The following is a 24,347-nucleotide window of genomic DNA, read 5'->3' as shown; positions in this document are numbered from 1 at the left end:
CGCCCGTCCGGAAGCTCCCCCGAGGGCTGCCGGACGGGCGCTCGGAGCCGCAGATTAACCGGTCGGGCTCCAGGTCAGACCATCTGCCCCCCGACGCGACGGTCTGACAGGAACGAGGATGCCGGGTGGCGATAAACGAACGCTGAACGCCGCTACCCGCCGGGGAAAGCACCTCGGTTCACGCCGCGGAGGCGGGTGCGAGGAGCGGGCGCACGGTGTCGGCCTCCGGTGCGCCGCACTGTTCGTAGAGGTTGAGCGCCTCACGCCAACAGGCCCTGGCCCGGTCCACCTGCCCCAGCTCGCCCAGTGCCTGTCCCAGGAGTGTCAGGACGTTGCCGCGCATCCGGTCGCCGCCGATGCAGCCCAGAGCGAGTGCCTGTTCGGCGTGCTGGGCCGCCTGCGCGAGGCGGCGCCTGGCGAGATGCACCTGTGCGATACGGAAGTTGGTCACGCCCTCCCACAGCCGCTGCCGGTGGTCGTTGAAGATGCGCAGGGCCTCCGCGAACTCGTCGAGCGCCTCGGTATGACGACCGGCCTGGTTCAGGGCGAACCCGAGCGCGAAACGACTGTTGGCGAGGCGCACCGACCGGCCGATCTCACTGTGTGCCGCGAGCCCGCGCCGCGCGATCTCCACCGCCTCGGCGGTATCGCCCATCCCCAGGTAGGCACGGGACAGGTTGCCCAGGACGGTGGCTTCGAACGGCCGGTTCCCCGCCGCCCGCAGACCTTCGAGCGCCTGGTCGAAGAAGACCTTGCCCTCGGCGAACCGGCTTTGGTGCAGACAGATGAGCCCCCGGTTGTTGGCCACCCAGCTGACGGCCGTCGCGTCCTGCACGGCCTCGGCGAGTTCCATGGCGACGCGGGCTTCGTCCTCCGACTGCTCGATACGGCCGGAGACCAGGAGCACATCGCTGAGCACCGTACGGGCCCTGCCCTCGGCCCGTTCGTCGCCCATGGACCGGGTGGCCTCACAGGTGGCCCGCGCCGTCATCTCGTACTGGTACGAGCTGGCCCCCGACTCGGTCAGGTCCTTGGCCACCCACAGCAGATCGACCGCCCGGCGCAGCCTCCCGGTTCCCGCCGCCTGCCGTACGCAGGCCAGCAGCGGCCCCGCCTCCGTGTACAACCAGTCGAGGGCCGCCGCCCCGTCGGCGAAGCTCAGCCCGGGATAGCGCGTGGATTCCAGGTCGTCGACCAGGCGGTCCCGGGGCTGCTCGATGGCGTACACCTGCGCGGTCGACGCCAGGTAGAAGTCCAGCAGCCGGGACATCGCCTCGTCCCGCTCGCTCGGTGGGTGTTCGTCGCGTTCCGCACAGGCGCGGGCGTACAGGCGGACCAGGTCGTGGAAGCGGTAGCGGCCGGGGGCCGCGGACTCCAGGAGGGACGTGTCCACCAGGGACTCCAGCAGGTCCTCGGTGTCGTCCTGGGGCAGGTCCAGCACGGCCGCCGCCGCCGCGAGCGAGATGTCCGGGCCGTCCGCGAGGCCCAGCAGGCGGAACGCCCGTGCCTGGGCCGGTTCCAGCTGGCCGTAGCCGAGTTCGAACGTCGCCTTCACCGCGAGGTCGCCGGCCTGGAGTTCGTCGAGCCGGCGGCGTTCGTCCGCCAGTTTCGCCGCGAGGACGGACACCGTCCAGGTGCGCCGGGAGGCCAGCCGGGACGCGGCGATACGGATCGCCAGGGGCAGGAAGCCGCAGGCCGCCACGACGTCCAGCGCGGCCTTGCGCTCGGCGGCGACCCGCTCCGCCCCGACGATCTTCGTGAACAGGGCCAGCGCCTCGTCCGGGGACATCACGTCCAGGTCGACCAGATGCGCACCGGCCAGGTCCACCATCCGCACACGGGAGGTGACCAGCGCGGCGCAGCCCTCCGTGCCGGGCAGCAGCGGCCGTACCTGGGCCGCGTCACGGGCGTTGTCCAGGAGCACCAGGACCCGTCGGCCGTCCAGCAGCGACCGGTACAGCGCGGCCCGGTCCGCCAGCGAGTCGGGGATGGCCGTGTCCGGCGTGCCGAGCGCCCTGAGGAACGAGCCGAGGACGGTCTCCGGCTCGGCGGCCCGCGGCCCGGCGCCCTGGAGGTCGACGTACAGCTGCCCGTCGGGGAAGGCGGCCCTGGCCCGGTGGGCCACGTGCACGGCCAGGGTGGTCTTGCCGACGCCGCCGATCCCGGCGAGCGCGGAGACGGCCATCACCCGGCCCTCGGCCTCGAAGGCGGAGGAGAGGATCTGGCTCAGTTCGGTGACGAAGGCGGCACGGCCGGTGAAGTCGGGCACGGTGGCCGGGAGTTGGGCGGGACGCAGGGCGACCGGCGCGGGCTCGGCCAGGGGCGCCGAGGGTTCGGCGAGGGCCGGGTCCGCCTGGAGGATGCGCTGCTGGAGGTCGCGCAGGCCGGGGCGCGGGTCGACGCCGAGTTCCTCGGCGAGCAGCCGCCGGGTGTCGGCGTACACGGCAAGGGCCTCCGCCTGCCGGCCGCTGCGGTAGAGGGCCAGCATCAGCAGTTCGCGCAGGCGTTCACGCAGCGGGTGCGCCGCCGTGAGCGCCGTCAGTTCCGACACCGCCTCCGCGTGGCAGCCCTGTTCCAGGTCCATGTCGAGGCGGGATTCGAGGAGTTGCAGCCGCCACTCCTCCAGCCGTACCCGCTGCGCGTCGGCGTACGGGCCGGGCACGCCCGCCAGTGGCTCGCCGTCCCACCGGGCGAGCGCCCGGTTCAGCACATCCCGGGCGTGGCACAGGTCGCCGGAGGCGCGGGCCTTGTCCGCCTCGGCCGCGAGGTCCTGGGCCACCGCCAGGTCCAGGGCGCCCTCGCCGAGGCCGCGCACCGCGTAGCCGCCCGACTCGCTGACCAGGACGCCGGGGCCGAGCGCCTTGCGCAGGCGCGAGGCGTACGTCCGTACGGCGGCGAGGGCCTGAAGGGGCGGCTCGGTGCCCCAGATCGCGTCGATCAGTTCCGGTGCGGTCGCCGTCCTGCCGCCGCGCAGCAGCAGGGCGGCGAGCAGGGCGCGCTGCTGCGGGGAGCCGGTGGCGAGCGGCTCCCCGTCGTGCCAGGCGCGCACCGGACCGAGCACGCTGAAGCGCAGCGCCGCCGGCTCCTGGGCCGAGGAGCCGGGATGCCGCTGCTCCGGTACTCGCGGTCCACCGTCCATGCGTTCGTCCCCCTAGGCATCCCGAACAACTACGTCAGTTTGCCTTGTACAGGGCGGATGCGTCAGCCGTGGGAGACGGCGATCACAGGTGGGCGCGCGGGAGTCCACAACCTCCTCACGTCCTCTTCGCACGGTTCCGCTCTCCTCGCGGGCCCGGCCTCATTCACCCGGAGCTGACGGTTCGTCAGATCGGCGCTACGGTGAGCGCCATGGAGACCCGACCCGCAGCCCCCTTCCCGGAGATCATCTCCGTCGACGACCACACCGTTGAGCCGGCGAACGTCTGGCAGGACCGGCTCCCCAGGAAGTACCGCGACACCGGCCCCCGGATCGTGCGCGCGCCGCTGAAGGAGATGTCGTTCCTCGGCGGCCGGTTCAAGCCCGTCATGGGTGCGCCGGGCGACGACGGCCCGGTGGGCGACTGGTGGGTGTACGAGGACCTGCACCGGCCGCTGACCCGCCTGGACACCGCGGTCGGCTACAGCAGGGACGACATCAGGCTGGAGGTGATCACATACGAGCAGATGCGCGCCGGGTCGTACGACGTGCCGCGGCGGCTCGACGACATGGACGTCAACCATGTGCAGTCCGCGCTCTGCTTCCCCACCTTCCCCCGCTTCTGCGGCCAGACCTTCACCGAGGCCGCCGACCGCGACCTCGCGCTGCTGTGCGTGCGCGCCTACAACGACTGGATGGTGGAGGAGTGGTGCGGGCCCGCCGCCCGGGGGCGGCTGGTCCCGCTCACCCTCATCCCGCTGTGGGACGCCCGCCTGGCCGCCGAGGAGGTCCGACGCAACGCGGCCCGCGGCGTGCGGGCCGTCGCCTTCTCGGAGATACCCCCGCACCTGGGGCTGCCGTCGGTGCACGCCGATGCCTGGGACCCGTTCCTGGCCGCCTGCGACGAGACCGGCACGGTGGTGGCCATGCACATCGGCTCCAGCAGCCGTATGCCGTCCACGTCCGCCGACGCCCCGCCCGCCGTGGGCTCCGCGATCACCTTCGCCAACTGCTGCTTCTCGATGGTGGACTGGCTGATGAGCGGCAAGTTCGAGCGGTTCCCGAACCTGAGGGTGATGTACGCGGAGGGGCAGATCGGCTGGATCCCGTACATCCTGGAGCGCGCCGACGTGGTGTGGCAGGAGAACCGCGGCTGGGGCGGGGTCGCGGAGAAGGTCCACCGGCCGCCGTCCGAGCTGTTCGCCGGGCACGTCTACGGCTGCTTCTTCGACGACGCGTTCGGGCTGCGCAACCTGGACGCGATCGGCGTCGGCAACGTCCTGTACGAGACGGACTACCCGCACTCCGACTCCACCTGGCCGAAGTCCCGCGAGGTCGGCGAGGCCCAGATGGGCCATCTGGCGGCCGATGTCGTCGAGCGGATCGTGCGGGGCAACGCCATCGAACTGCTGGGGCTGACCGCGGACGGCCGCTGGGCGGGCCCGCGATGAGCGTCGCGTACGGCATCCAGTTGCCCGTCCAGTCGCAGAGCACCCTGTACGCGGAGCGCTGGGAGGCCGGCGCGGGCCCCGGCGACCTGGTCGAGATCGCCCGCGCCGCGGACCGCGCAGGATTCGCCTACATCGCCTGCTGCGACCATGTCGCCATACCGCGCCGGCTGGCCCCGGCGATGGGCACCGTCTGGTACGACCCGGTGGCCACGCTCGCCCACCTGGCCGCCGTCACCACCCGCACCCGGCTGCTCAGCCATGTGGCGATCGTGGGTCTGCGCCACCCCCTGCTGACCGCGAAGCAGTATGCGACCCTCGACCACCTCTCCGGCGGGCGGCTGATCCTCGGCGTCGGCGCCGGGCATGTGGCGGAGGAGTTCGCGGTGCTGGGGGCGGACTTCCGGCGCCGCGGGGCCGTGCTGGACGAGTGCGTGGACGCCCTGCGGGCCGCGCTCGGCCCGCAGGAGTTCCCCGTGCACCACGGCAAGGTGTACGACTTCGAGGGGCTGGGGCAGCGGCCCCGGCCCGCCCAGGAGCGGGTGCCCGTGTGGATCGGCGGGTCCTCGCCGGCCGCCCTGCGCCGGGCCGCCCTCAAGGGCGACGGCTGGCTGCCGCAGGGCGATCCGCGTGACCGGCTGCCCGGCCTGATCGCCGGGCTGCGGCGGACCCGCGCCGAGGCGGGCATCGAGGCGCCCCTGACCGTGGGCGCCCTCACCGAGCCGCTGTACGTCGGCCGGCCCGCCTGGGACGTCGGCCGCCGGACCCTCAGCGGCCCCCCGGACGCCCTCGCCGAGTCGCTGCGGGCCTACCGGGCGATGGGCGTGGACCAGATCCAGGTGCGGTTCCGCTGCCGCGGCCGCACCGAACTGACCGATCAGATGGCCGCGTTCGGCGCCGACGTGGCCCCCGACCTCTAGGAGTGGGCATGGGCAGACTGGACGGACGCGTCGTGCTCGTCACCGGCGCGGCACGCGGGCAGGGCGAGCAGGAGGCCCGGCTCTTCAGGGCGGAGGGGGCCCAGGTCGTCGTCGCCGACGTCCTCGACGACCAGGGACGGGCGCTGGCCGAGGAGCTGGGCGCGCTGTACGTGCACCTCGACGTGGGGGAGGAGGAGGGCTGGCGGGCCGCGGTGGCCGCCGCCAAGGAGGCGTACGGGCATATCGACGGGCTGGTCAACAACGCCGGCATCCTGCGCTTCAACGCCCTGGTGGACACGCCGCTGGAGGAGTTCATGCAGGTGGTCCGGGTCAACCAGGTCGGCTGCTTCCTCGGCATCAGGACGGTCGCGCCCGTGATGGAGGACGGGGGCACCATCGTGAACACCGCGTCCTACACGGCGGTGACCGGGATGGCGGCGGTGGGCACGTACGCCGCCACCAAGCACGCGATCCTCGGGCTCACCCGGGTGGCCGCGCTGGAGCTGGCGCACCGGCGGATCCGGGTCAACGCCGTGTGCCCCGGGGCGATCGACACGGCGATGTCCAACCCGGCGCAGCTGGATCCGGCGGCCGACGCGGAGGAGACGAGCCGGGCGCTGGACGAGCTGTACCGCAAGCTGGTGCCGCTGGGGCGGATCGGGCGGCCGCAGGAGGTGGCCCGGCTGGCGCTGTTCCTCAGCTGCGCCGACTCCTCCTATGTCACCGGGCAGCCGTTCGTGATCGACGGCGGGTGGCTCGCGGGAGTCTCGGTCATCTAACTGGATCTGACGGGCCGTCAGCTCTTGACGGTCCATGCGCCCGGTGCCACAGTCGGGCGACAAGCCTGATCTGACGCAGCGTCAGATAAGCGGGACGACAGGGGACGGTGAACCTCCTTGGAATTCGGGCTCTTTGTACAGGGATACGTGGGCAAACGCGCCGAGACCGATCCGCTCGCCGAGCACAAGGCGCTGATGGAGGAGACCGAGTACGTCATCCAGGCGGACCAGTCCGGCTTCAAGTACGCCTGGGCGTCCGAACACCACTTCCTGGAGGAGTACTCGCACCTTTCCGCCAGCGACGTCTTCCTCGGCTACCTCGCCCACGCCACCGAACGCATCCACCTCGGCTCGGGCATCTTCAACCCGCTCGCCCAGGTCAACCACCCGGTCAAGGTGGCCGAGAAGGTCGCCATGCTCGACCACCTCACCGGCAACCGCTTCGAGTTCGGCAGCGGCCGGGGCGCCGGCAGCCACGAGATCCTCGGCTTCCTGCCCGGCATCACCGACATGAACCACACCAAGGAGATCTGGGAGGAGACCATCGCCGAGTTCCCGAAGATGTGGCTCCAGGACGAGTACGAGGGCTTCCAGGGCAAGCACTGGTCGCTGCCGCCCAGGAAGGTGCTCCCCAAGCCGTACGGGACGTCACACCCGGCGATGTGGTACGCGGCCGGGTCCCCGCCCTCGTACGCCATGGCCGCGAAGAAGGGCCTCGGCGTCCTCGGCTTCAGCGTGCAGAAGGTCTCCGACATGGAGTGGGTGCTGGAGCAGTACAAGACGGCGATCGTGAACGCCGAACCGGTCGGCGACTTCGTCAACGACAACGTGATGGTGACGACGACCGCGATCTGCGCGCCCACCCACGCGGAGGCGATCGAGATCGCCGTGAACGGGGGGCTGCACTATCTGCCCTCGCTGGTCTTCCGCTACCACGACACGTTCCCGCGGCCCGACGGCTTCCCGGTGTGGCCCGAGACGCTGCCCGAGTACACCGCCGAGTTCATCGAAATCCTCATCCAGGAGGAACTGCTCATCTGCGGTGATCCGGACGAGGTGCGCACCCAGTGCAAGCGGTGGGAGCAGGCGGGGGCCGACCAGTTGAGCTTCGGGCTGCCGGTTGGAGTGCCGAAGGAGCAGACGCTGCAGACGATCCGGCTGATCGGTGAGCATGTGATTCCGCGGATCGACACGGATCCTGTGCATCGGACCTCCCGGTTCCGGGCGGCGGGGTGAGCGTCGTCGCGGGGTGCGGTGACTTGGCGGTTTCGGCTGCCACGTGAGCGTCGTCGCGGGGTGCGGGTTGTGGGTGGTTGCTCGCGCCGTTCCCCGCGCCCCTTGCGGGGCGCGCTTATCGGGCCGTGGTTCGAGGAGGTGAGCCCTGTGTGTCGGACGTCGCGGTTCCGGGCGGCGTGATCGCTGCCGCGGGGTGCGGGTGCGTGTGGCTGGTCGCGCAGTTCCCCGCGCCCCTTCGGGGCGCGCCGGTGCGCCGGGAAAGAAGGAGGGAGCCCCATGCTTGATCATCTCGTGAAAGGTGCGACCGTCGTCGACGGGACCGGGGCGGCTGTGTACAGCGCCGACGTCGGGATACGGGACGGGCGTATCGCCGTCGTCGGTGCCGTCGGTGCCGTCAGGGAGGAGGCCCGCAGCAGTGAGGACGCCGCCGGGCTCGTTCTCGCGCCCGGGTTCGTCGACCCGCACACGCACTACGACGCCCAGCTCTTCTGGGACCCGTACGCGACGCCCTCGCTGAACCACGGGGTGACCACGGTGGCCGCCGGCAACTGCGGTTTCACGCTGGCCCCGCTGAACCCGGACCGGCCCGACGACGCCGACTACACCCGCCGCATGCTGGCCAGGGTCGAAGGCATGTCCCTGGTGGCCCTGGAGGAGGGCGCGCCCTGGAGCTGGCACACCTTCGGCGACTACCTGGACGCCCTGGAGGGCCGCATCGCGGTCAACGCGGGCTTCATGGCCGGCCACTGCGCGCTGCGCCGCCATGTGATGGGCCCGGACGCGGTGGGCGGACAGCCGACCGACGACCAACTCGCCCGCATGGTCCGCCTGTTCCACGAGGCCATGGACGCGGGCGCCTGGGGCTTGTCCACCACCCAGTCCGGCACCCACTCCGACGGCGACGGACAACCGGTGGCGTCCCGGCACGCCAGGCCCGCCGAACTGCTGGCCCTGGCCCGCGCCGTCGGCGAGCACGAGGGCACCCAGATCGAGGCGATCGTCGCCGGCTGCCTCGACCGGTTCAGCGACCCGGAGATCGACCTGCTGGTGGAGCTGAGCGCGACCGCCGGACGACCCCTGAACTGGAACGTCCTGACCGTGGACGCCGCCGTGCCCGACCGGGTGCCGCGCCAGCTCTCGGCGAGCGAACGGGCCCGTGAGGCGGGCGGCCGGGTGTTGGCGCTGACCATGCCGATCCTCACGCCGATGAACATGTCCCTGGGCAGCTTCTGCGCCCTGAACCTGATCCCCGGCTGGGGCGAGATCCTGGGCCTGCCGGTGCCCGAACGCATCGCCCGGCTGCGCGACCCGGCCGTGCGGGCCGGCATGCTGCGGCGCGCGGAGTCCAAGGAGGCGGGCGTCTTCCGGCGGCTGACGGACTTCGGGCGGTACGTCATCGGCGACACCTACAGCGCACGCAACCGCGGGCTGACCGGCCGGGTGGTCCGGGACCTGGCCCGGGAGCGCGGGCAGGAGCCGTTCGAGTGCCTGGTGGAGATCTGCGCGGCCGACGATCTGCGCACGGTCCTGTGGCCCATGCCCACCGACAACGACCCGGCCTCCTGGGCGCTGCGGGCGGACACCTGGCGGCATCCGGACGTGCTGCTCGGCGGCTCGGACGCGGGCGCCCACCTGGACCGCATGTGCGGTGCCCCGTACACTACCCGCTTCCTCGGCGACTGCCTGCGCGGACGCCGGCTGGTCGGTCTTGAGGCGGCCGTGAAGATGCTGACGGACGTCCCGGCGCGGCTGTTCGGGCTGCGCGAGCGCGGGCGGATACGCGAGGGCTGGCATGCCGACCTGGTCCTGTTCGACCCGGAGCGGATCGACGCGGGCCAGGCCACCTTGGTGCATGACCTGCCGGGTGACAGCCCACGGCTGGACTCCCGGGCGATCGGCGTCCGGGCGGTGTGGGTGGGCGGCGTCGAGGTGATCCGCGACGACGTGGTGAGCGGCGCCGTGCCCGGCCGGGTGCTGCGCTCGGGCCGGGACACCGAGACGGTGGCCACCAAGTGAGCGGCCCGCCCGAGCGGCAGCGGCTGTTCGTCGGCGGCGACTGGGTGGAACCGGCCGCCGGCCACTACCCGGTACTCGACCCGGCGACGGAACGGACCGTGGGCCTCGCCCCGGAGGCGACGCCGGACCAGGCGCTCGCGGCCTGCGCCGCGGCCCGCGAGGCGTTCGGCCCGTGGTCGCGGACGCCGCCGCAGGAACGGGCGGCCGTGCTCGCGCGGGCCGCCGACATCATCCGGGGCCGGCTGGTCCCGTACGCCGACCTGGCCCGCGCGGAGACCGGCGCGACGACCGCCACGGCACGCGGGATGCAGGTGGCGGTGGCGGCGGCCCGGTTCCGCCGCTACGCCCGCCTGGAAGAGACCGAGTGGGCGATTACGCCGCAGATCAGCGAGGCGGGCCCGATGGCGCCGGCCGGCGTGCTCGGCGCGCTCGCGGTGCGCCAGCCGGTCGGCGTCGTCGCCTGCGTCACCTCCTACAACAACCCGTGGGCGAACCCGGCGGGGAAAGTCGCCCCGGCGCTCGCGATGGGCAATACGGTGGTGGTGAAACCGGCCCCGCAGGACCCGCTGTCCGTGTACCGGATGGCGGGCGCGCTGGCGGAGGCGGGCGCGCCGCCCGGCGTGGTGAACGTCGTCTCGGGGCGTTCGGCGGCGGTGGGCGAGGCCGTCGTGGAGTCGCCCGACGTCGACATGGTGAGCTTCACCGGGTCCACGGCCGTCGGGCAGCGGATCGCCGAGGCGTGCGGGCGCGCGATGAAACGGCAGCTGATGGAGCTGGGCGGCAAGGGCGCGGCCCTCGTCTTCGACGACGCGGACCTCGCCTCGGCGGTCGCCGGGATCGGCACCACGTTCTCCTTCTACAGCGGGCAGATCTGCACCGCGCCGACCCGGGTGCTGGCGCAGCGCGGGGTGTACGAGCGGCTGGTCGCCGGGCTCGCGGCGTACGCGGCCCGGCTGAAGGTGGGGGACCCCGGGGAGCCGGACACGGTGGTGGGGCCGGTGATCTCGGCCGCGCACCGGGACCGGGTGGAGTCGTACGTCGAACTGGCCCGCAAGGAGGGCGCGACGGTGGTGGCGGGCGGCGAACGGCCGCCCCTGGAACGCGGGTTCTATGTGGCGCCCACGCTGCTGGCCGACTGCACGAACGCCATGCGGGCGGCCCGGGAGGAGATCTTCGGCCCGGTGGTGGCGGTGATCCCGTTCGACGACGAGGAAGAAGGCGTCCGCCTCGCCAACGACAGCGACTACGGCCTCATCGACTATGTGTGGTCCGGGGACGTGGCGCGGGCGTTCCGGGTGGCCCGGCGGCTGCGGGCCGGCGGGGTCGGCATCAACACCGTCGGCCGCAACATGGAGGCGCCGTTCGGCGGGTTCAAGAAGAGCGGGGTGGGCCGGGACGTCGGCTCCTACGCCCTGCACGCCTACAGCGAGGTCCAGTCCCTGGTGTGGCCGGGCTGAACGGTCAGGCCGAGCGCCGGGGCTGGGCGGTCGGGCTGGGCGGTCGGGCTGAGCAGTCGGGCTGAGCAGTCGGGCCGAGCGGCGGGGCTGGGCGGTCGGGCTGGGTGGCCGGGTGGCTGGGCTGGGCGGGCCGGGTGGCCGGGTGGCTGGGCTGGGCGGCGGGGCTGAGCAGTCGGGCTGGGCGGTCGGGTTGCCGGGCCGAGTGGCTGGGCGGCGGGGCTGGGCGGCCGGGCTGAGCGCCGGGGCTGGGCGGTCGGGTTGCCGGGCCGAGTGGCCGGGTGGCCGGGGGCGTCTCGGTCAGTTCGTCAGGTCCACCCGCACCGTCAACAGGTCCGTGCCGAACGCCCGCACCGCTGCGCTGTTCAGCCGGGGCAGGCCGCGCAGGCGGGCCACGGCGTCGTCGTCCGGGAGGAGGTGCGCGGTGCCGGTGTGCCAGCGGCCCCTGATGCGGACCCGCACCCGGGGATCGGCCTGGATGTTCCGTACATAGTGGGACTTCAGGCCGAACTCCGAGACCAGCCAGAACGAGTCGCCGACGCGCCGCCCGCCCACCGGGGTGCGCCGGGGCAGTCCGGAGGTGCGGCCCGTCGTCTCCAGCACGGTCTGCAACGGAAGCCGCCGCGAGAGCGGATTGGCCAGATGACGCTGCAACCGGGTCACGATGCGGTGCTTCGTCTCGGAGTGTGCGGACATCCGGGTCTCCTGGGGTCGGCGGGACGGGTTACACCTCGGACGGTACGCCCTCGCGCGCCCGTGCGAAGGTACGTCCATGAGCATCGAGGCCGAGATCATCCGTACCCGTCGGCTGGAGCTGCGTCCGCTGCGCGTCGAGGACGCCGAGGAGATGGCCGCCGTGCTGTCCGATCCCGCCCTGCACACCTTCATCGGCGGCACCCCGGCCGGCCCGCAGGACCTGCGCTCGCGCTACCGGCGGTTGACGGCGGGCTCCCCCGACCCCGCCGTCACCTGGCTGAACTGGGTGGTCCTGCTGCGCGCCGAGGACCGGCTCACCGGCACCGTCCAGGCGACGATCGCCACCGCCGACGGGGGACCGGTCGCCGAGGTGGCCTGGGTGGTGGGCACGCCGTGGCAGGGGCGGGGCATCGCCACCGAGGCGGCCAGGGGACTCGTCGGCTGGCTCGGCCTGCGGCCGGTGCGCAGGATCGTCGCGCATGTGCACCCCGTGCACCACGCGTCCGCCGCCGTCGCCGCCGCTGCCGGTCTGGAGCCGACCGACGAGCGGCAGGACGGCGAGGTGCGCTGGGCCCGCGGCGTCAGCGGTGGCCCAGGAAGATCGGGTTGGTGAAGCTCGCCGGCGCGCCGGGTACCGGGCCCGCCGCCGCCTCGTGGCGCAGCTCCGCCCGCACATACGCCGCGTACGACGGGGTCGTCCGCCACTCGACGCTCCCCGAACCGCTCACCGGCAGCGGGTCACTGGTCAGCAGGACGCCTTCGTCCGTCACAAAGCGGACCGTGCAGCGCGGGGCGCCCGAGACCTCCAGGCGGACCGTGACCGGCGTGTCCGCGTCGACGTCGAGGCGTTCGCCGATGCCCGCCTGCCTGCCCCGTTCGCCCGTGGCCGTGAATGCCATCGTGACGTTCTTCGACTCGGCGACGTAGCAGCGGCCCGCGCGGATGCCGTCCAGGACGGCCGGGCGGGTCAGGTCGTCGGCGAGGACGACCGTCTGCGGCAGACCGACCACGTCCGGGGCGCGGTGCGCGTCGCTGTTGCCCATCGCCGGCAGCCACCGCCGGTTCTCCCGCACCGACGCCACCAACTGCGCGTCCCATGCGGCCAGGGCGACCTCGTCGTCGGGCGTGTAGGGGCCGTTCCACACCTCCACCGCGTCGGCCTCGCCGAAGCCGAACTTCCAGCCGCAGCCGATGCAGGTGGCGTGCGGGTGGGCGGGCACGACCAGGCCGCCGGACGCGCGGATCTGCCGGGCGAACCGGCCGAAGCGGTTGTCCCCGGCCCGGTAACGCCAGTCGACGAAGGTGCCGGGATCGGTGCCGAGGGCCACCAGATGGCCGTTGCGCGTCGTGACCTCCTCGCCCAGCATGATCAGCAGGTCGTCGCCGGCCTGCTTCGCCCAGTGCCGGTGCGCCGAGTGCGTGTTGTGTTCCGAGGTGTTGATGAAATCCAGGCCCGCGGCCCGGGCCAGCGCGGCGATCTCGGCCGGGGTGCGGCGGCCGTCGGAGTGCCAGGAGTGCAGATGGCAGTCGCCGCGGTACCAGGCACGGCCGCGCCCCGTCGCCCGCTCCGGCGGATACACCGGCCGCGCGGTCCGGCCCGGCTCGCCGTAGGTCAGCGTGATGGTGAGTTCGTACGCCAGGCCCTGCGGCGCGACCGTGTACGGGCCGAGCGCGATGTGCCAGGTGCCCGCGCCCACCGGGCCCGGGAGATAGCCCGGGGTCGCGTCGTCGGCGCGGACGAAGAACTCCGTGCGGGCACCGCCCGACCAGCCCCTGAAGCCCCGGCCGCCCAGTTCGGTGCCGTGCTGGTCGAAGAGGCCGAGGTCGAGCGCGTTGCCCTGTGCGCCGGCCGGCACGGGCGGTCTCTCATAGGTGGCGGAGACCTTGATCTCCCGTACTCCGGCGGGGACTTCGACGGGTACGTAGACGAAGTCGGGGGAGCCGGGCGGCAGGGTGCCGCGCACGGTCCTGGTCTCTTCCTGCTGTCCGTCGGCCGCGGCGAAGCTCACGCTTCCCAACGTAGGCGCCGCCGCCGCTCCGGTCACGCACAGGGCCCGCCACCCCGGACCGGGTCCGCCGCAGTGGTGGTCCCTCACCCCCGGCCGACCGGTGGAATGCCGACCAGTCGGTATGGACACCTGGCGGGCGGGCGGGTACAGATGGGGGATGCGCATCGCCGTCACGATCTTCCTCACCGACGAGACCATCGCGCCCGTCCGGCTCGCCCGGGAACTGGAGCAGCGCGGCTTCGCCGGGCTGTACCTGCCCGAGCACACCCACATCCCGGTCGAGCGGACCACCCCGTACCCCGCCGGCGGTGAACTGCCGCGCGAGTACGGCCGTACCCTCGACCCCTTCGTCGCGCTCGGGCAGGCCGCGGCGGTGACCGGGCGGCTGGGCCTCGGTACCGGCGTCACCCTCGTCGCCCAGCACGACCCGATCGCCCTCGCCAAGCAGATCGCGACCCTGGACCATCTCTCCGGCGGGCGCCTCACCCTCGGCGTCGGCTTCGGCTGGAACGTGGAGGAGGGCGCCGACCACGGCGTGCGGTGGCCCACCCGACGGGAGCTGACGCGCGACCGGATGCGGCTCATGCAGGCCCTGTGGTCCGACGAACCCACCGCCTATGAAGGGGAGTTCGGCGGCGTCCGGGCCAGCCACGCGCACCCCAAGCCCCACCAGCGGCCGCGCGGCCCGGTGACCGGCCCGCGCACCCTGGTCGGCGGGGCCGCCGGACCCAAGCTGTTCGCACACATCGCGGAGTACGCCGACGGCTGGCTGCCGATCGGCGGGCGCGGACTGGCCGAGTCGCTGCCCGTGCTGCGCTCGGTGTGGGCCGACGCGGGACGCGACCCGGCCGCCCTCCAGGTGGTGCCGTACGCCGTCCTGCCCACGCCCGGCAAGCTGGCCCACTACGCGGAACTCGGTATCGAGGAGATCGTGGTGCAACTCCCGTCCGCGGACGAGCCGGAGGTGCTGCGGGCGCTCGACGCGTACGGCGCGCTGGTGGCGGCCCCGCACCACTGACCCCGTACGTGTCTCTTCTCTGCCGAGGGCTTGGCACACCCCTCTATCGCGATATAACGTTAGTCTTCAGCTGTGTAGCCGCCCGCATCGGCGAAGCCCTGCGAAGCCCTTCAAGGACCTTCAACAAGACCCGGGGGAAGCATGTCGGCAGAGACCTCGCCCGAACTACGGGCCTCGCATGCGGACCGGGACCGGGCGGTCGACGTGCTGCGCATCGCGGCGGGCGACGGCCGGCTGACCGCGGCCGAACTGGACGAGCGCCTGGAGGCAGCCCTGTCGGCGCGCACGGTCAGCGAACTGACCGTCCTCACCGCCGACCTGCCGCCCGTGTCGTCCGCCGGTGGCGCGGTGGTGGAGGGGGTCAAGGACGTACTCCGGATCGAACAGAGGTTCAGTACGGTCAAACGGTCAGGGCGCTGGGTGCTGCCGCGACGGCTGGAGCTTGCGGCGGAGTGGTGCGAGATGACGCTCGACTTCACCGAGGCGGTGATCACGCAGGACACCCTGCGGATCGACTTGGACATGTGCGGCAAGACGCTGACGCTGATCACCGGGCCGGGCATCGTGGTCGATGCCGACGCCCTGACCCTGGAGTTCAGCAAGCTCAAGGTCCGCCGCCCCCCGGCCCCCGATACCCCGGTCACCCTACGAGTGGAACTGACCGGCAAAAAGACCTACGGCCGCATCATCGCCCGCCCCCCAAGAACAACCGCCCGCCTCCGAAAACCCCGCCCCACAACCACACCCTGACCGCGACCTCCCCGACGGCAGCCGCTGCACAGGCCCGTCATACCGTCACGTTCCCCAAGTGCCACCCACCGGCTTCCCTCCTCGACCAGCATCGCGGCCCTCGCAGCTAGCGTTACCCGTCAACCGCCCTGGACTCCCGAGGTAGCGTCCGCTTGCTTCTCCGCGTCGGAGAACAGGAGGGTCGGCTCGGCAAGGATGTCGCGGCCGGCCTCGCTCTTGTAGATCTCGTCGACGCTGCCGAACCGGGCCTCCGAGTAGTCCAGTTCCAGAAGCGCGGCGGCCTGCCGGACCGATGCCTCGTCGGGCCCCTCGATCTCCAGGAACGTGGGAAGGTCGGGCCAGGTGTCGAAGTCGAAGACGACCTCTCCCAGGCGCCATTCCTCACGGTAGTTCTCCTGGTACCGGACCTCGGTGAGGCCGACGCGGCGCAGGATGTCGGCCATGGCGTGCAGGTCGGCGACCTCGGTCTCGATCTCCTTGGTGCCGTCGATCGTCGTGGCGTCGGTGACCTGTTTGAGCGTGAGGGTCGAACGGGCGCCCTCATCGCGCAGACGGAGCCACGCCCCGCCGTCGAGAGAATCGTTCTCGAAGATCTTGCGGGTGAGGAGGGTGCGGGGGAGTGCCTGGACGGCGCCGAGGGAGGTCAGCTTGGCCTGGAGGTCGGCGGTGTCCACTGTCAGGAACTTCGCCTCGTACTCGTGCTTCATAGGTCCTTCTCTCAGAAACGGTCCGTGAGGGTGTGCGAACGGGCCGCCAGGAGCAGGCCCATGCGATGGGTGTGGTCGTGTGGTCGGCCGACGTGGGCCCGTTCGGCGAACTCGTTCGTGCGCAGGGTGAGCAGGACGTTCCAGTCTCCGAGGAAGCGACGGTGCAGGCGCTCGGGAGACGTGTAATGCTCCACCGAGTGGTGGCGCTTTTCGATGGGCATCATGAACTCCGCGCCGAACACACCGCCGGGGCGGACCAGGCGCTGCATGCGGTCGACGAATTCGGCGAGCGGGTGGTGGTGGTTGGCACTGTAGTGCCACGAGCAACTTGTCCAGACCGCGTCGCATTGCATGTCCAGAGGTTCGCCCTCAAGGAAGTCACCTTCGATCACCTCAACGCGGGCATGCAGTCCTTCGAGTTTCAGCCGGTCTATCAGGCCCATCGCGTGTGCGTCACTGTCACCCGGGAGACGGACCTCGCCTCCGTGCAGGGCGAGCGCGTCGCGTTCGATGGCAACCACGCGGTAGCCAGCGGTAGCCAGAGGCAGGACGAACTTGCCGTCGCTCGCGCCGATGACCGCGACGGTGGCGTCAGGGGCGACGCGTTCCCGCAGTGCGGCGAGGTACTGCGGGAAGAAGGTGAGGGTGTGCTCCCACAGGCTCTGCGTCTGCATGGGGTCGCGCTCCTTGTGTATCGGTGGCGGTGATCACGCGGAGGACTTCTTCAGGGCTGAGCCCTGTGGTGTCTATGCGGTGCGTCGGGAATGATGCGTAGGCGTCCGTCACTTGGTCTGTGACGGTTTCGAGCAGCGAGTCCCACCGCGATGTCGGCTTGTTCCGGGCGGTGATGCGGCGTCGGCGTTCGTTGTCGGCGCAGACGAGTTGGTAGGTGACAGGCGTGGGCAGCCAGTCCGGCAAAGTGACGCCGAGCTGGGCGCCCAGAGCGCGGTGGCTGGCAAGGCACCGGGCGAAGTAGCTCTCCACGACGACCGGGACACCGCCTTCGAGGTGGCGTTGGATCTGTTCGGCCGCCGTGAACAGCGCGGCGAGGTAGAGGCACATACGCGCATCGGCATTGGTCCGCTTGTCCACCTCCTGCCTGAGAGGCTGGTACAGGGCCGGCACGGTGGGGACGAGGACGGCCTGGCGGACAGCGGCCAGCATCGGTGCGATGGTCGACTTGCCGGTGCCCCGTAACCCTTCCAGGCTCTCGAAGCGCGGGAGGTCAGACACGTGCATACACCACATCTGGCACCGAAACGGTGAGTTCGTCCGTGGCCGAGGGCCGGTGGACGATGCAACCTGAGGTCTTCTCGTACCAGAACGCGTGGGAGTCCTTGCCCACGGCCTTGCAGGACATGGTCAGCGCCCCACGCGGGTCTGCCTCGATCCGGTCGATCTCGTGAGGCCCGCCAGAGGGCGCGCAGACCTCCGGGGTGCCGTGCTCGGAGAGGTCCTCATCGACGATCACCTCAAGAGGCAGTTTCACCGAATGGAGCTCTTCGCGGAGCCGGCCATAGGCGGCCAGGTCGGTGACCAGCAGCTCGGGGTGGTCGGCTGCGTTGCCGACGGGCCGCAGGTGGTGCAGCTTCAGCTGCTTGACCCCGAGTTGCGCCAGGATGCGGGCGAGGGAGACTACCTCGCCGATGTTTCGTGAGGTCACGGTCATGGTCGCGCCTGCCGCGACACCGAGGTCCTGCGCCAAGCTGAGCGCGTTGAGGGCACTCTGGTAGCTGCCGAGCCTTCGGATGCCGTCGTTGGTCGAGCCGACACCTTCCAGAGAGACCCTGAGCAGGTCCAGGTGCGGAGCGATCTCGGCCAGGCGGCGTTCGATCCGGTATCCGTTGGTGCAGATTTCGACGCGCTGACCCAGTTCCTCCTTGGCGTGACGGACGACCTGCGGGAGTTCCCGGTGGACGAACGGCTCCCCGCCGAGCAGGGTGACGGCCTGCGTGGCGTACTGGTCTCGCATCAGGGCGAGAAGGCTGATGGCCTCGTCGGCGGTGAAGGCATCCGCGTACTGGAGCCGTTCGCCGTGGAAACAGTGCAAGCACGCGAAATTGCAGCGGTACAGCAGCTGCAGGTACAGCATCCGGATCTTCCTGATCCCGGTGACTTCGCCGATCACATGGGCTCCTTCGACTGACTGTCTGAGGGAACCCCGATGGTGGCCGTCTGTCCGGGGACCTCGTCACCGCGTTCGGGGACGGTCCGAGGACGTCCTGGGACGTCTCCCGTGACCTGCGAACGACTCCAGGACACTGAGAACGCGCTTCGTGTCCGACAGGTCGGGCAGGATCTCGGGGGCGCCGGCGGCCGCCAGTTCCCCAGGACTGTGGATGCCGGATGCGACCGCGATGATGCCGGCACCCGTGGCCAGGGCGGCTTCCACGTCACGGGGGGTGTCCCCCACCAGGACGGCAGGCACGTCGGCCGCAACGCCACGGAGCCGCTGTATACGCTCGCGGGCGACCGCGACAAGCTCGGGACGCAGCTCGGCGTCCGCTCCGTAGGCGCCCACCGACAGATCCAACAGAGAGTCGAGACCGAAAGCAGACAGCTTCACACGAGCATTGGCGGCGATGTTGCCGGTCAGGACAGAGGAAACCCAACCTCTCATCACGGAAGCAGCCTTCAGCACCTCGTGGACCCCAGGCAACGCCGTGCCGCGCAAGCGCAGCTCGTCCAGGCGCTCACGCCCCGCTCGGGCGAGGGCGGTCTCGATATCGGACCATTCGGGCACGAGCAGCCCGTCGCGCAGGAACATGTCTCGCATGATCAGTCGATCCGTACGCCCCTCCGTATGTGCCGGCGCCGTCGGCTCGCGTTGCGACAGCGCCGTGAAGGCATCGGCGTAGATCTCCTTGCTCACCCCAGCGTTCTCGATGAGGGTGTGGTCGATGTCCCACAGGACGATGAGCTCCATGGCGCCAGCGTAGGCAGTCGGCAGCTCTGCTCTTCCGCCACGACGTCCCGTAACCTCCTTGCGTGACCGCGCGGCGCAACGCTTCCATGGCTGCTGTGAACGACCGACTGCATTCTGTGCTGGCGCAGCGCGGCGTCTCGCCCGAATCGCTCGCGGAAGTCTGCGAGGTGGATCCCAAAACAGTGAGCCGGTGGCTGGGCGGGCGGGTTCCCCACGCACGGCATCGCTTCCGGGTCGCGCGCCACCTGCGCGTGGAAGAGACATTCCTCTGGCCGGCGCCGCCTCGACGATCCGGCCGGTCGCGTGACGGGCTGGGAACCGAACTGGCCGGCACCTACCAGAACCGGGCCAGCGTGCCACGGGATGTCTGGCTCTCGCTGCTTCGAGAGGCACAGCGCGAGATCGGCGTCCTTGTCTTCTCCGGCACGTTCTTCGCCCAGTCCAACCCGCATGTCGCCAAGATGCTCTCCGAACGCGCCGCCGAGGGCGTCCGGGTGCGCCTCTGCTTCGGCGACCCGGACGGTCAGGCAGTGGCCATCCGAGGTCGCGAGGAGGGAATCGGCGACACCCTGGCCGCCAAGATCCGGGCATCGATGACGTACTACCGCCTGCTGCTGGGCGAGGCCGGGTGCGCGGTTCGGCTCCACGACACCACGCTCTACACGTCCATGTTCCGCTACGACGACAACTTATTGGTCAATCCGCACATCTGGGGACAACCGGCCAGTGCCAACCCCCTGCTCCACCTCAAGAGAACAGATGGAACTGGGTGGTTCGACAACTACGCTCAGAGCTTCGACTCCGTCTGGGCCGCCGCGCGACCCTGGACACCCGATCAGGAGAGGACCGCCGACCGTGGGCAGGACTGAGTACTACAACGACCCGGCCGCCCCGAAGGCGAACACCCTCATCCCGGCCAGCAACCTGCTCGTCGTCGACGAGACCGGCGCAATTCTCCTCCAGCGCCGTCGTGACACCGGCCAGTGGGCGCTCCCCGGCGGGGCCCAGGACATCGGCGAGACCGCGGCCGAGTGCGCGGTACGCGAGTGCCTGGAGGAGACCGGCATCATCGCGGAGATCACCGGCTTCCTCGGCGTCTACACCAACCCGAACCACATCGTCGCCTACACCGACGGCGAGATCCGCCAGCAGTACGAGAACACCTACATCGGCCGACCCGTCGGCGGAGCACCCACGATCAACGACGAGGCCGACGGAGTCCGCTTCGTCCAGCCGACCGACCTGGACCAGTACGACATCCACCAGAGCATGCGCCAGCAGATCGGCGACTACCTCGCCGGCACCTACCCCTACCTCGGCTGAGCCACCAGGGCAGCCTCAATCCTCTCGACCGAGGAGAAGATCTCCGGCGCCGCCCGTCGGATGAACCGCCCGACCACACTGTCCGGGCCGTAGCGACCGACGACTTCCGCGATGCGCTCCCGTGCGGTGGTCCGGTTGCCGTCGGGCGTCGTTGTCACGTCGCAGTACACGAGTGCGTCCACCAGCAACGGATCTTCCAGCAGCGGGAACTCCGTTACCAGCTCCTCACCCAGCTCGCGCTCCTCGGCTTCCAGCAGCGCGAAGGTGTGGTTGGCGACCAGGCGGGTCAGCCGTTCGTCCGCAGCGTGCTCGTCCCTGAGGAAGCGGGCGCCGTCGAGGGGGTGGAAACCGGTCATCGCCAAGCGGGGCGCGTAGCCGACGTCGTGCAGGACGGCAGCGGAGATCAGCAGGTCGGCGTCCTCGCGCAGAAGCCGCCCAATCTCGGCCGCCCGGGCGGCGACTCCCTGGCTGTGCGCCCATCGCCGAGGAAGCGCGTCAGCGAGCTCGGCCTGTGCGATGGACTGTGCCCAGTGGTACATCGCCTGGTTCATGGACGGCTTCATGCCCTTCCGGAGCATCTATCAGTCCTCGTACCGTGCGCCTTGTGTGCAGTGCTTGACGACGTTCTTGCCGAGCAGGCCTGTGCGGTGGTGCTGTCTCTGAAACAGGCAAGGACGCCGACGAGGTCGGCGCGTGGGCGCGGACCGTCCGATCGTCGTCGCTCGACGGGCGGCGGGGCGCGGGGATCTGCGCGGGCGGCCACGACGGGCCCGCGCCCGGCAACGGCACCGCACCTGCCGAGCTGTCCCCCGTCTCCGCTGAACCGACAGTGGCGGGGACCGCCCCGAAGGGGCGCGGGGAACTGCGCGACCAGCCACGACGGTGCCGCCCCCGGCAATGGTCCCGGACCTGCCGAGCTGTCCCCCGCCCCCCGTTGGACCGCCAGTGGCTCGGCCGACCTAAGGGACGCGGGGAACTGCGCGATCGGCCACGACGGCGCCGCACCCGGCAACGGCCCCGGACCTGCCGAGCTGTCTCCCGTGCCCCCTGTTGGACCGCCAGTGGCGTGGGCGCGGGGAACTGCGCGATCGGCCACGACGGCGCCGCACCCGGCAACGGCCCCGGACCTGCCGAGCTGTCTCCCGTGCCCCCTGTTGGACCGACAGTGGCTCGGCCGACCTAAGGGGCGCGGGGAACTTCGCGACCCGCCACCACGGTGCCGCGCCCGGCAATGGCACCGCACCCCCGACCCCGCTGAACCGGCGGCGCTCGAACGTATGCTCAAGGAATGACGACTTCCGCGACCTCCGGAACCGGCCCGACCGAGAACTCCATGCGTCGCGCCCTCAAACGCGCCCGGGACGGCGTCGCCCTCGACGTCTCCGAGGCGGCGGTGCTGCTCCAGGCGCGCGGTGAGGCCCTTGACGACCTCGCCGCGTCCGCCGCCCGGGTGCGGGACGCGGGCCTGGAGGCGGCGGGCAGGCCCGGCGTCATCACGTACTCGAAGAGCGTCTTCATCCCCCTCACCCGGCTGTGCCGGGACAAGTGCCACTACTGCACCTTCGTCACCGTCCCCGGCAAGCTGCGCCGCGCCGGGCACGGGATGTTCATGTCCCCGGACGAGGTCCTGGACATCGCCCGCAAGGGCGCGGCGCTCGGCTGCAAGGAAGCCCTGATCACCCTCGGCGACAAGCCCGAGGACCGCTGGCCCGAGGCGCGTGAATGGCTGGACGCGCACGGCTACGACGACACCATCGCCTACGTCCGTGCCGTCTCCATCCGCATCCTGGAGGAGACGGGTCTGCTTCCGCACCTCAACCCGGGCGTCATGACCTGGACGGACTTCCAGCGCCTCAAGCCGGTCGCCCCCTCCATGGGCATGATGCTGGAGACCACCGCGACCCGTCTGTGGTCGGAGCCGGGCGGCCCGCACCACGGCTCCCCGGACAAGGAACCGGCCGTACGGCTGCGGGTCCTTCAGGACGCGGGCCGCTCCTCCGTCCCGTTCACCTCCGGGCTGCTGATCGGTATCGGCGAGACCTACGAGGAGCGCGCGGAGTCCCTTTTCGCGCTGCGCAAGGTGGCACGCGCCTACCACGGCATCCAGGAGCTGATCATCCAGAACTTCCGCGCCAAGCCGGACACGGCGATGCGCGGCATGCCGGACGCGGAACTGGACGAGCTGGTCGCCGCCGTGGCGGTCGCCCGGCACATCATGGGTCCGAGCGCCTGTCTGCAGGCCCCGCCGAACCTGGTCGACGCCGAGTACGAGCGGCTGATCGGCGCGGGCATCGACGACTGGGGCGGCGTCTCCCCGCTCACCATCGACCACGTCAACCCGGAACGCCCCTGGCCGCAGATCGAGGAGCTGACCGCGAAGTCCGCGGCGGCCGGCTTCGAACTGCAAGAACGCCTGTGTGTCTACCCGGAGTTCGTGCGGCGCGGCGAGCCCTGGCTGGACCCGCGGCTGCGTCCGCACGTGGCCGCGCTGGCCGACCCGGAGACCGGCCTGGCGCGTCCGGACGCCCGGCCTGCGGGGCTGCCCTGGCAGGAGCCGGAGGAGGCGTTCGCCGCCACCGGCCGTACCGATCTGCACCGCACCATCGACACCGAGGGCCGCACCGCCGACCGGCGCGACGACTTCGACGAGGTGTACGGCGACTGGTCCGCCCTGCGGGAGGCGGCGGCCCCCGGGATGGCACCGGAGCGGATCGACACGGATGTGCGCGCGGCCCTGGCGACCGCGGCCGACGACCCGACCCGGCTGACCGACTTGGAGGCGCTGGCCCTGCTGCACGCCGACGGCGAGGCGCTGGACGCGCTCACCCGGATCGCCGACGAGGTGCGCCGCGCGGCGGTCGGCGACGATGTCACCTACATCGTCACCCGCAACATCAACTTCACCAACGTCTGCTACACCGGCTGCCGCTTCTGCGCGTTCGCGCAACGCCGCACGGACGCCGACGCGTACACCCTCTCCCTGGAGCAGGTCGCGGACCGCGCCCAGCAGGCGTGGGACGTCGGCGCGGTGGAGGTGTGCATGCAGGGCGGCATCCACCCGGACCTGCCCGGTACCGCGTACTTCGACATCGCGAGGGCGGTCAAGGAACGCGTCCCGGGGATGCATGTGCACGCCTTCTCACCGATGGAGGTGGTCAACGGCGCCACCCGCACCGGCCTGTCGATCCGCGAGTGGCTGACGGCGGCGAAGGAGGCCGGGCTCGACTCCGTCCCGGGTACGGCGGCGGAGATCCTGGACGACGAGGTGCGCTGGGTGCTCACCAAGGGCAAGCTGCCCACGGCGACCTGGATCGAGGTGATCACGACCGCGCACGAGCTGGGCATCCGGTCGAGTTCGACGATGATGTACGGCCATGTGGACCAGCCCCGCCACTGGCTCGGCCATCTGCGTACGCTCGCCCGTATCCAGCGCGAGACGGGCGGTTTCACGGAGTTCGTGACGCTGCCGTTCATCCACACCAACGCGCCGGTGTATCTGGCGGGCATCGCCCGGCCGGGCCCGACGCTGCGGGACAACCGGGCGGTGACCGCGATGGCCCGGCTGCTGCTGCACCCGTACATCCCGAACATCCAGACCAGCTGGGTGAAGCTGGGCACCGAGGGTGCGGCGGAGATGCTGCGCTCCGGCGCGAACGACCTGGGCGGCACGCTCATGGAGGAGACGATCTCCCGTATGGCGGGCTCCTCGTACGGCTCGTACAAGTCGGTGCGCGACCTGGTCGCGGTGGCCGAGGCGGCGGGCCGCCCGGCCCGGCCCCGTACGACGTTGTACGGGGAGGTGCCCGAGGAGCGGCAGCGGGCGGCGGCGGCCTCGGACGGGCATCTTCCGGAGCTGCTGCCGGTGCTGGACTGACACCCTCGGGAGGCCGCCGGACGGCACGGTCACAGTACGATGATCCGACCCCCGT

At 71.4% G+C, this 24,347-nt stretch carries 21 protein-coding genes; 12 read left to right on the top strand and 9 right to left on the bottom strand.

All coding sequences use genetic code 11. From position 1 onward, the window contains the following. Positions 1-178: 178 nt before the first annotated feature. Positions 179-3,139, bottom strand: coding sequence for a BTAD domain-containing putative transcriptional regulator (locus tag ACFYTE_RS11825; RefSeq protein WP_388708205.1), 2,961 nt, complete (start codon positions 3,137-3,139; stop codon positions 179-181). Between the two features lie 200 nt (positions 3,140-3,339). Between ACFYTE_RS11825 and ACFYTE_RS11820 the strand changes: the two genes are divergently transcribed. The 6 genes from ACFYTE_RS11820 to ACFYTE_RS11795 all read left to right on the top strand — a co-directional run bounded on the left by ACFYTE_RS11820 (position 3,340) and on the right by ACFYTE_RS11795 (position 10,992). Further along, complete coding sequence (locus ACFYTE_RS11820; protein WP_388708203.1) at positions 3,340-4,587, top strand: amidohydrolase family protein; 1,248 nt, start codon at positions 3,340-3,342, stop codon at positions 4,585-4,587. Next, positions 4,584-5,504: an LLM class F420-dependent oxidoreductase gene (locus tag ACFYTE_RS11815; protein WP_388708201.1), complete on the top strand. Its 921-nt coding sequence runs from the start codon at positions 4,584-4,586 to the stop codon at positions 5,502-5,504. Before ACFYTE_RS11820 ends, ACFYTE_RS11815 begins: the two co-directional genes overlap by 4 nt. An 8-nt stretch (positions 5,505-5,512) precedes the next feature. Further along, positions 5,513-6,283, top strand: a complete 771-nt coding sequence (locus tag ACFYTE_RS11810) for an SDR family NAD(P)-dependent oxidoreductase (protein WP_388708199.1) — start codon at positions 5,513-5,515, stop codon at positions 6,281-6,283. Between the two features lie 117 nt (positions 6,284-6,400). After that, on the top strand, positions 6,401-7,519 hold the full coding sequence (locus ACFYTE_RS11805) for an LLM class flavin-dependent oxidoreductase (RefSeq protein WP_388708196.1): 1,119 nt from the start codon (positions 6,401-6,403) through the stop codon (positions 7,517-7,519). A gap of 276 nt (positions 7,520-7,795) precedes the next feature. Then, entirely contained in the window at positions 7,796-9,535 is a 1,740-nt protein-coding gene (locus ACFYTE_RS11800) for an amidohydrolase family protein (protein WP_388708195.1), read from the top strand. Beyond that, positions 9,532-10,992: an aldehyde dehydrogenase family protein gene (locus ACFYTE_RS11795; RefSeq protein WP_388708192.1), complete on the top strand. Its 1,461-nt coding sequence runs from the start codon at positions 9,532-9,534 to the stop codon at positions 10,990-10,992. Before ACFYTE_RS11800 ends, ACFYTE_RS11795 begins: the two co-directional genes overlap by 4 nt. Positions 10,993-11,289: 297 nt before the next feature. Here ACFYTE_RS11795 and ACFYTE_RS11790 read toward each other — a convergent pair whose 3' ends face one another. Further along, on the bottom strand, positions 11,290-11,685 hold the full coding sequence (locus tag ACFYTE_RS11790) for a nitroreductase/quinone reductase family protein (protein WP_388708190.1): 396 nt from the start codon (positions 11,683-11,685) through the stop codon (positions 11,290-11,292). A 76-nt stretch (positions 11,686-11,761) separates the two neighbouring features. On the opposite strand from ACFYTE_RS11790, the gene ACFYTE_RS11785 reads away from it, so the two are divergent. Further along, a complete protein-coding gene (locus tag ACFYTE_RS11785; RefSeq protein WP_388708188.1) occupies positions 11,762-12,298 on the top strand; it encodes a GNAT family N-acetyltransferase in 537 nt (178 codons plus the stop codon). Here the strand turns inward: ACFYTE_RS11785 and ACFYTE_RS11780 are convergent. Then, positions 12,267-13,859, bottom strand: coding sequence for a CehA/McbA family metallohydrolase (locus tag ACFYTE_RS11780; protein ID WP_388708385.1), 1,593 nt, complete (start codon positions 13,857-13,859; stop codon positions 12,267-12,269). The genes ACFYTE_RS11785 and ACFYTE_RS11780 overlap by 32 nt on opposite strands. On the opposite strand from ACFYTE_RS11780, the gene ACFYTE_RS11775 reads away from it, so the two are divergent. Together ACFYTE_RS11775 and ACFYTE_RS11770 are read left to right on the top strand one after the other, a co-directional pair. Continuing rightward, positions 13,852-14,712, top strand: a complete 861-nt coding sequence (locus ACFYTE_RS11775; RefSeq protein ID WP_388708185.1) for an LLM class F420-dependent oxidoreductase — start codon at positions 13,852-13,854, stop codon at positions 14,710-14,712. The two genes, ACFYTE_RS11780 and ACFYTE_RS11775, sit on opposite strands and share 8 nt — an antisense overlap. Positions 14,713-14,853: 141 nt before the next feature. Beyond that, complete coding sequence (locus ACFYTE_RS11770) at positions 14,854-15,462, top strand: DUF1707 domain-containing protein (RefSeq protein WP_388708183.1); 609 nt, start codon at positions 14,854-14,856, stop codon at positions 15,460-15,462. Positions 15,463-15,581: 119 nt separating this feature from the next. Here ACFYTE_RS11770 and ACFYTE_RS11765 read toward each other — a convergent pair whose 3' ends face one another. The 5 genes from ACFYTE_RS11765 to ACFYTE_RS11745 form a co-directional block, all read right to left on the bottom strand. Beyond that, positions 15,582-16,169: a class IV adenylate cyclase gene (locus ACFYTE_RS11765; RefSeq protein WP_388708180.1), complete on the bottom strand. Its 588-nt coding sequence runs from the start codon at positions 16,167-16,169 to the stop codon at positions 15,582-15,584. A gap of 11 nt (positions 16,170-16,180) precedes the next feature. Further along, on the bottom strand, positions 16,181-16,843 hold the full coding sequence (locus tag ACFYTE_RS11760) for a class I SAM-dependent methyltransferase (RefSeq protein WP_388708177.1): 663 nt from the start codon (positions 16,841-16,843) through the stop codon (positions 16,181-16,183). After that, a complete protein-coding gene (locus tag ACFYTE_RS11755) occupies positions 16,761-17,408 on the bottom strand; it encodes a hypothetical protein (RefSeq protein ID WP_388708174.1) in 648 nt (215 codons plus the stop codon). The genes ACFYTE_RS11760 and ACFYTE_RS11755 overlap by 83 nt, the downstream gene beginning before the upstream one ends. Beyond that, complete coding sequence (locus ACFYTE_RS11750; protein ID WP_388708172.1) at positions 17,395-18,297, bottom strand: radical SAM protein; 903 nt, start codon at positions 18,295-18,297, stop codon at positions 17,395-17,397. The genes ACFYTE_RS11755 and ACFYTE_RS11750 overlap by 14 nt, the downstream gene beginning before the upstream one ends. Before the next feature lie 63 nt (positions 18,298-18,360). Continuing rightward, positions 18,361-19,095: an HAD family hydrolase gene (locus ACFYTE_RS11745; RefSeq protein WP_388708171.1), complete on the bottom strand. Its 735-nt coding sequence runs from the start codon at positions 19,093-19,095 to the stop codon at positions 18,361-18,363. A 95-nt stretch (positions 19,096-19,190) separates the two neighbouring features. Here ACFYTE_RS11745 and ACFYTE_RS11740 point away from each other — a divergent pair, with 95 nt between their 5' ends. Together ACFYTE_RS11740 and ACFYTE_RS11735 are read left to right on the top strand one after the other, a co-directional pair. After that, positions 19,191-19,964, top strand: coding sequence for an XRE family transcriptional regulator (locus ACFYTE_RS11740; protein ID WP_388708382.1), 774 nt, complete (start codon positions 19,191-19,193; stop codon positions 19,962-19,964). After that, complete coding sequence (locus ACFYTE_RS11735; RefSeq protein ID WP_388708168.1) at positions 19,951-20,418, top strand: NUDIX hydrolase; 468 nt, start codon at positions 19,951-19,953, stop codon at positions 20,416-20,418. The genes ACFYTE_RS11740 and ACFYTE_RS11735 overlap by 14 nt, the downstream gene beginning before the upstream one ends. Here the strand turns inward: ACFYTE_RS11735 and ACFYTE_RS11730 are convergent. Next, positions 20,406-20,996, bottom strand: coding sequence for an HD domain-containing protein (locus ACFYTE_RS11730; RefSeq protein WP_388708166.1), 591 nt, complete (start codon positions 20,994-20,996; stop codon positions 20,406-20,408). The genes ACFYTE_RS11735 and ACFYTE_RS11730 overlap by 13 nt on opposite strands. Before the next feature lie 710 nt (positions 20,997-21,706). Here ACFYTE_RS11730 and ACFYTE_RS11725 point away from each other — a divergent pair. Further along, positions 21,707-24,292, top strand: coding sequence for a bifunctional FO biosynthesis protein CofGH (locus ACFYTE_RS11725; protein ID WP_388708163.1), 2,586 nt, complete (start codon positions 21,707-21,709; stop codon positions 24,290-24,292). The last annotated feature ends 55 nt before the right edge of the window (positions 24,293-24,347 follow it).

Origin of the sequence: Streptomyces sp. NPDC004629, assembly GCF_042873595.1 — a bacterium.
Taxonomy (GTDB): Bacteria; Actinomycetota; Actinomycetes; order Streptomycetales; family Streptomycetaceae; genus Streptomyces.
This window is presented reverse-complemented; position numbering and strand designations above follow the sequence as displayed.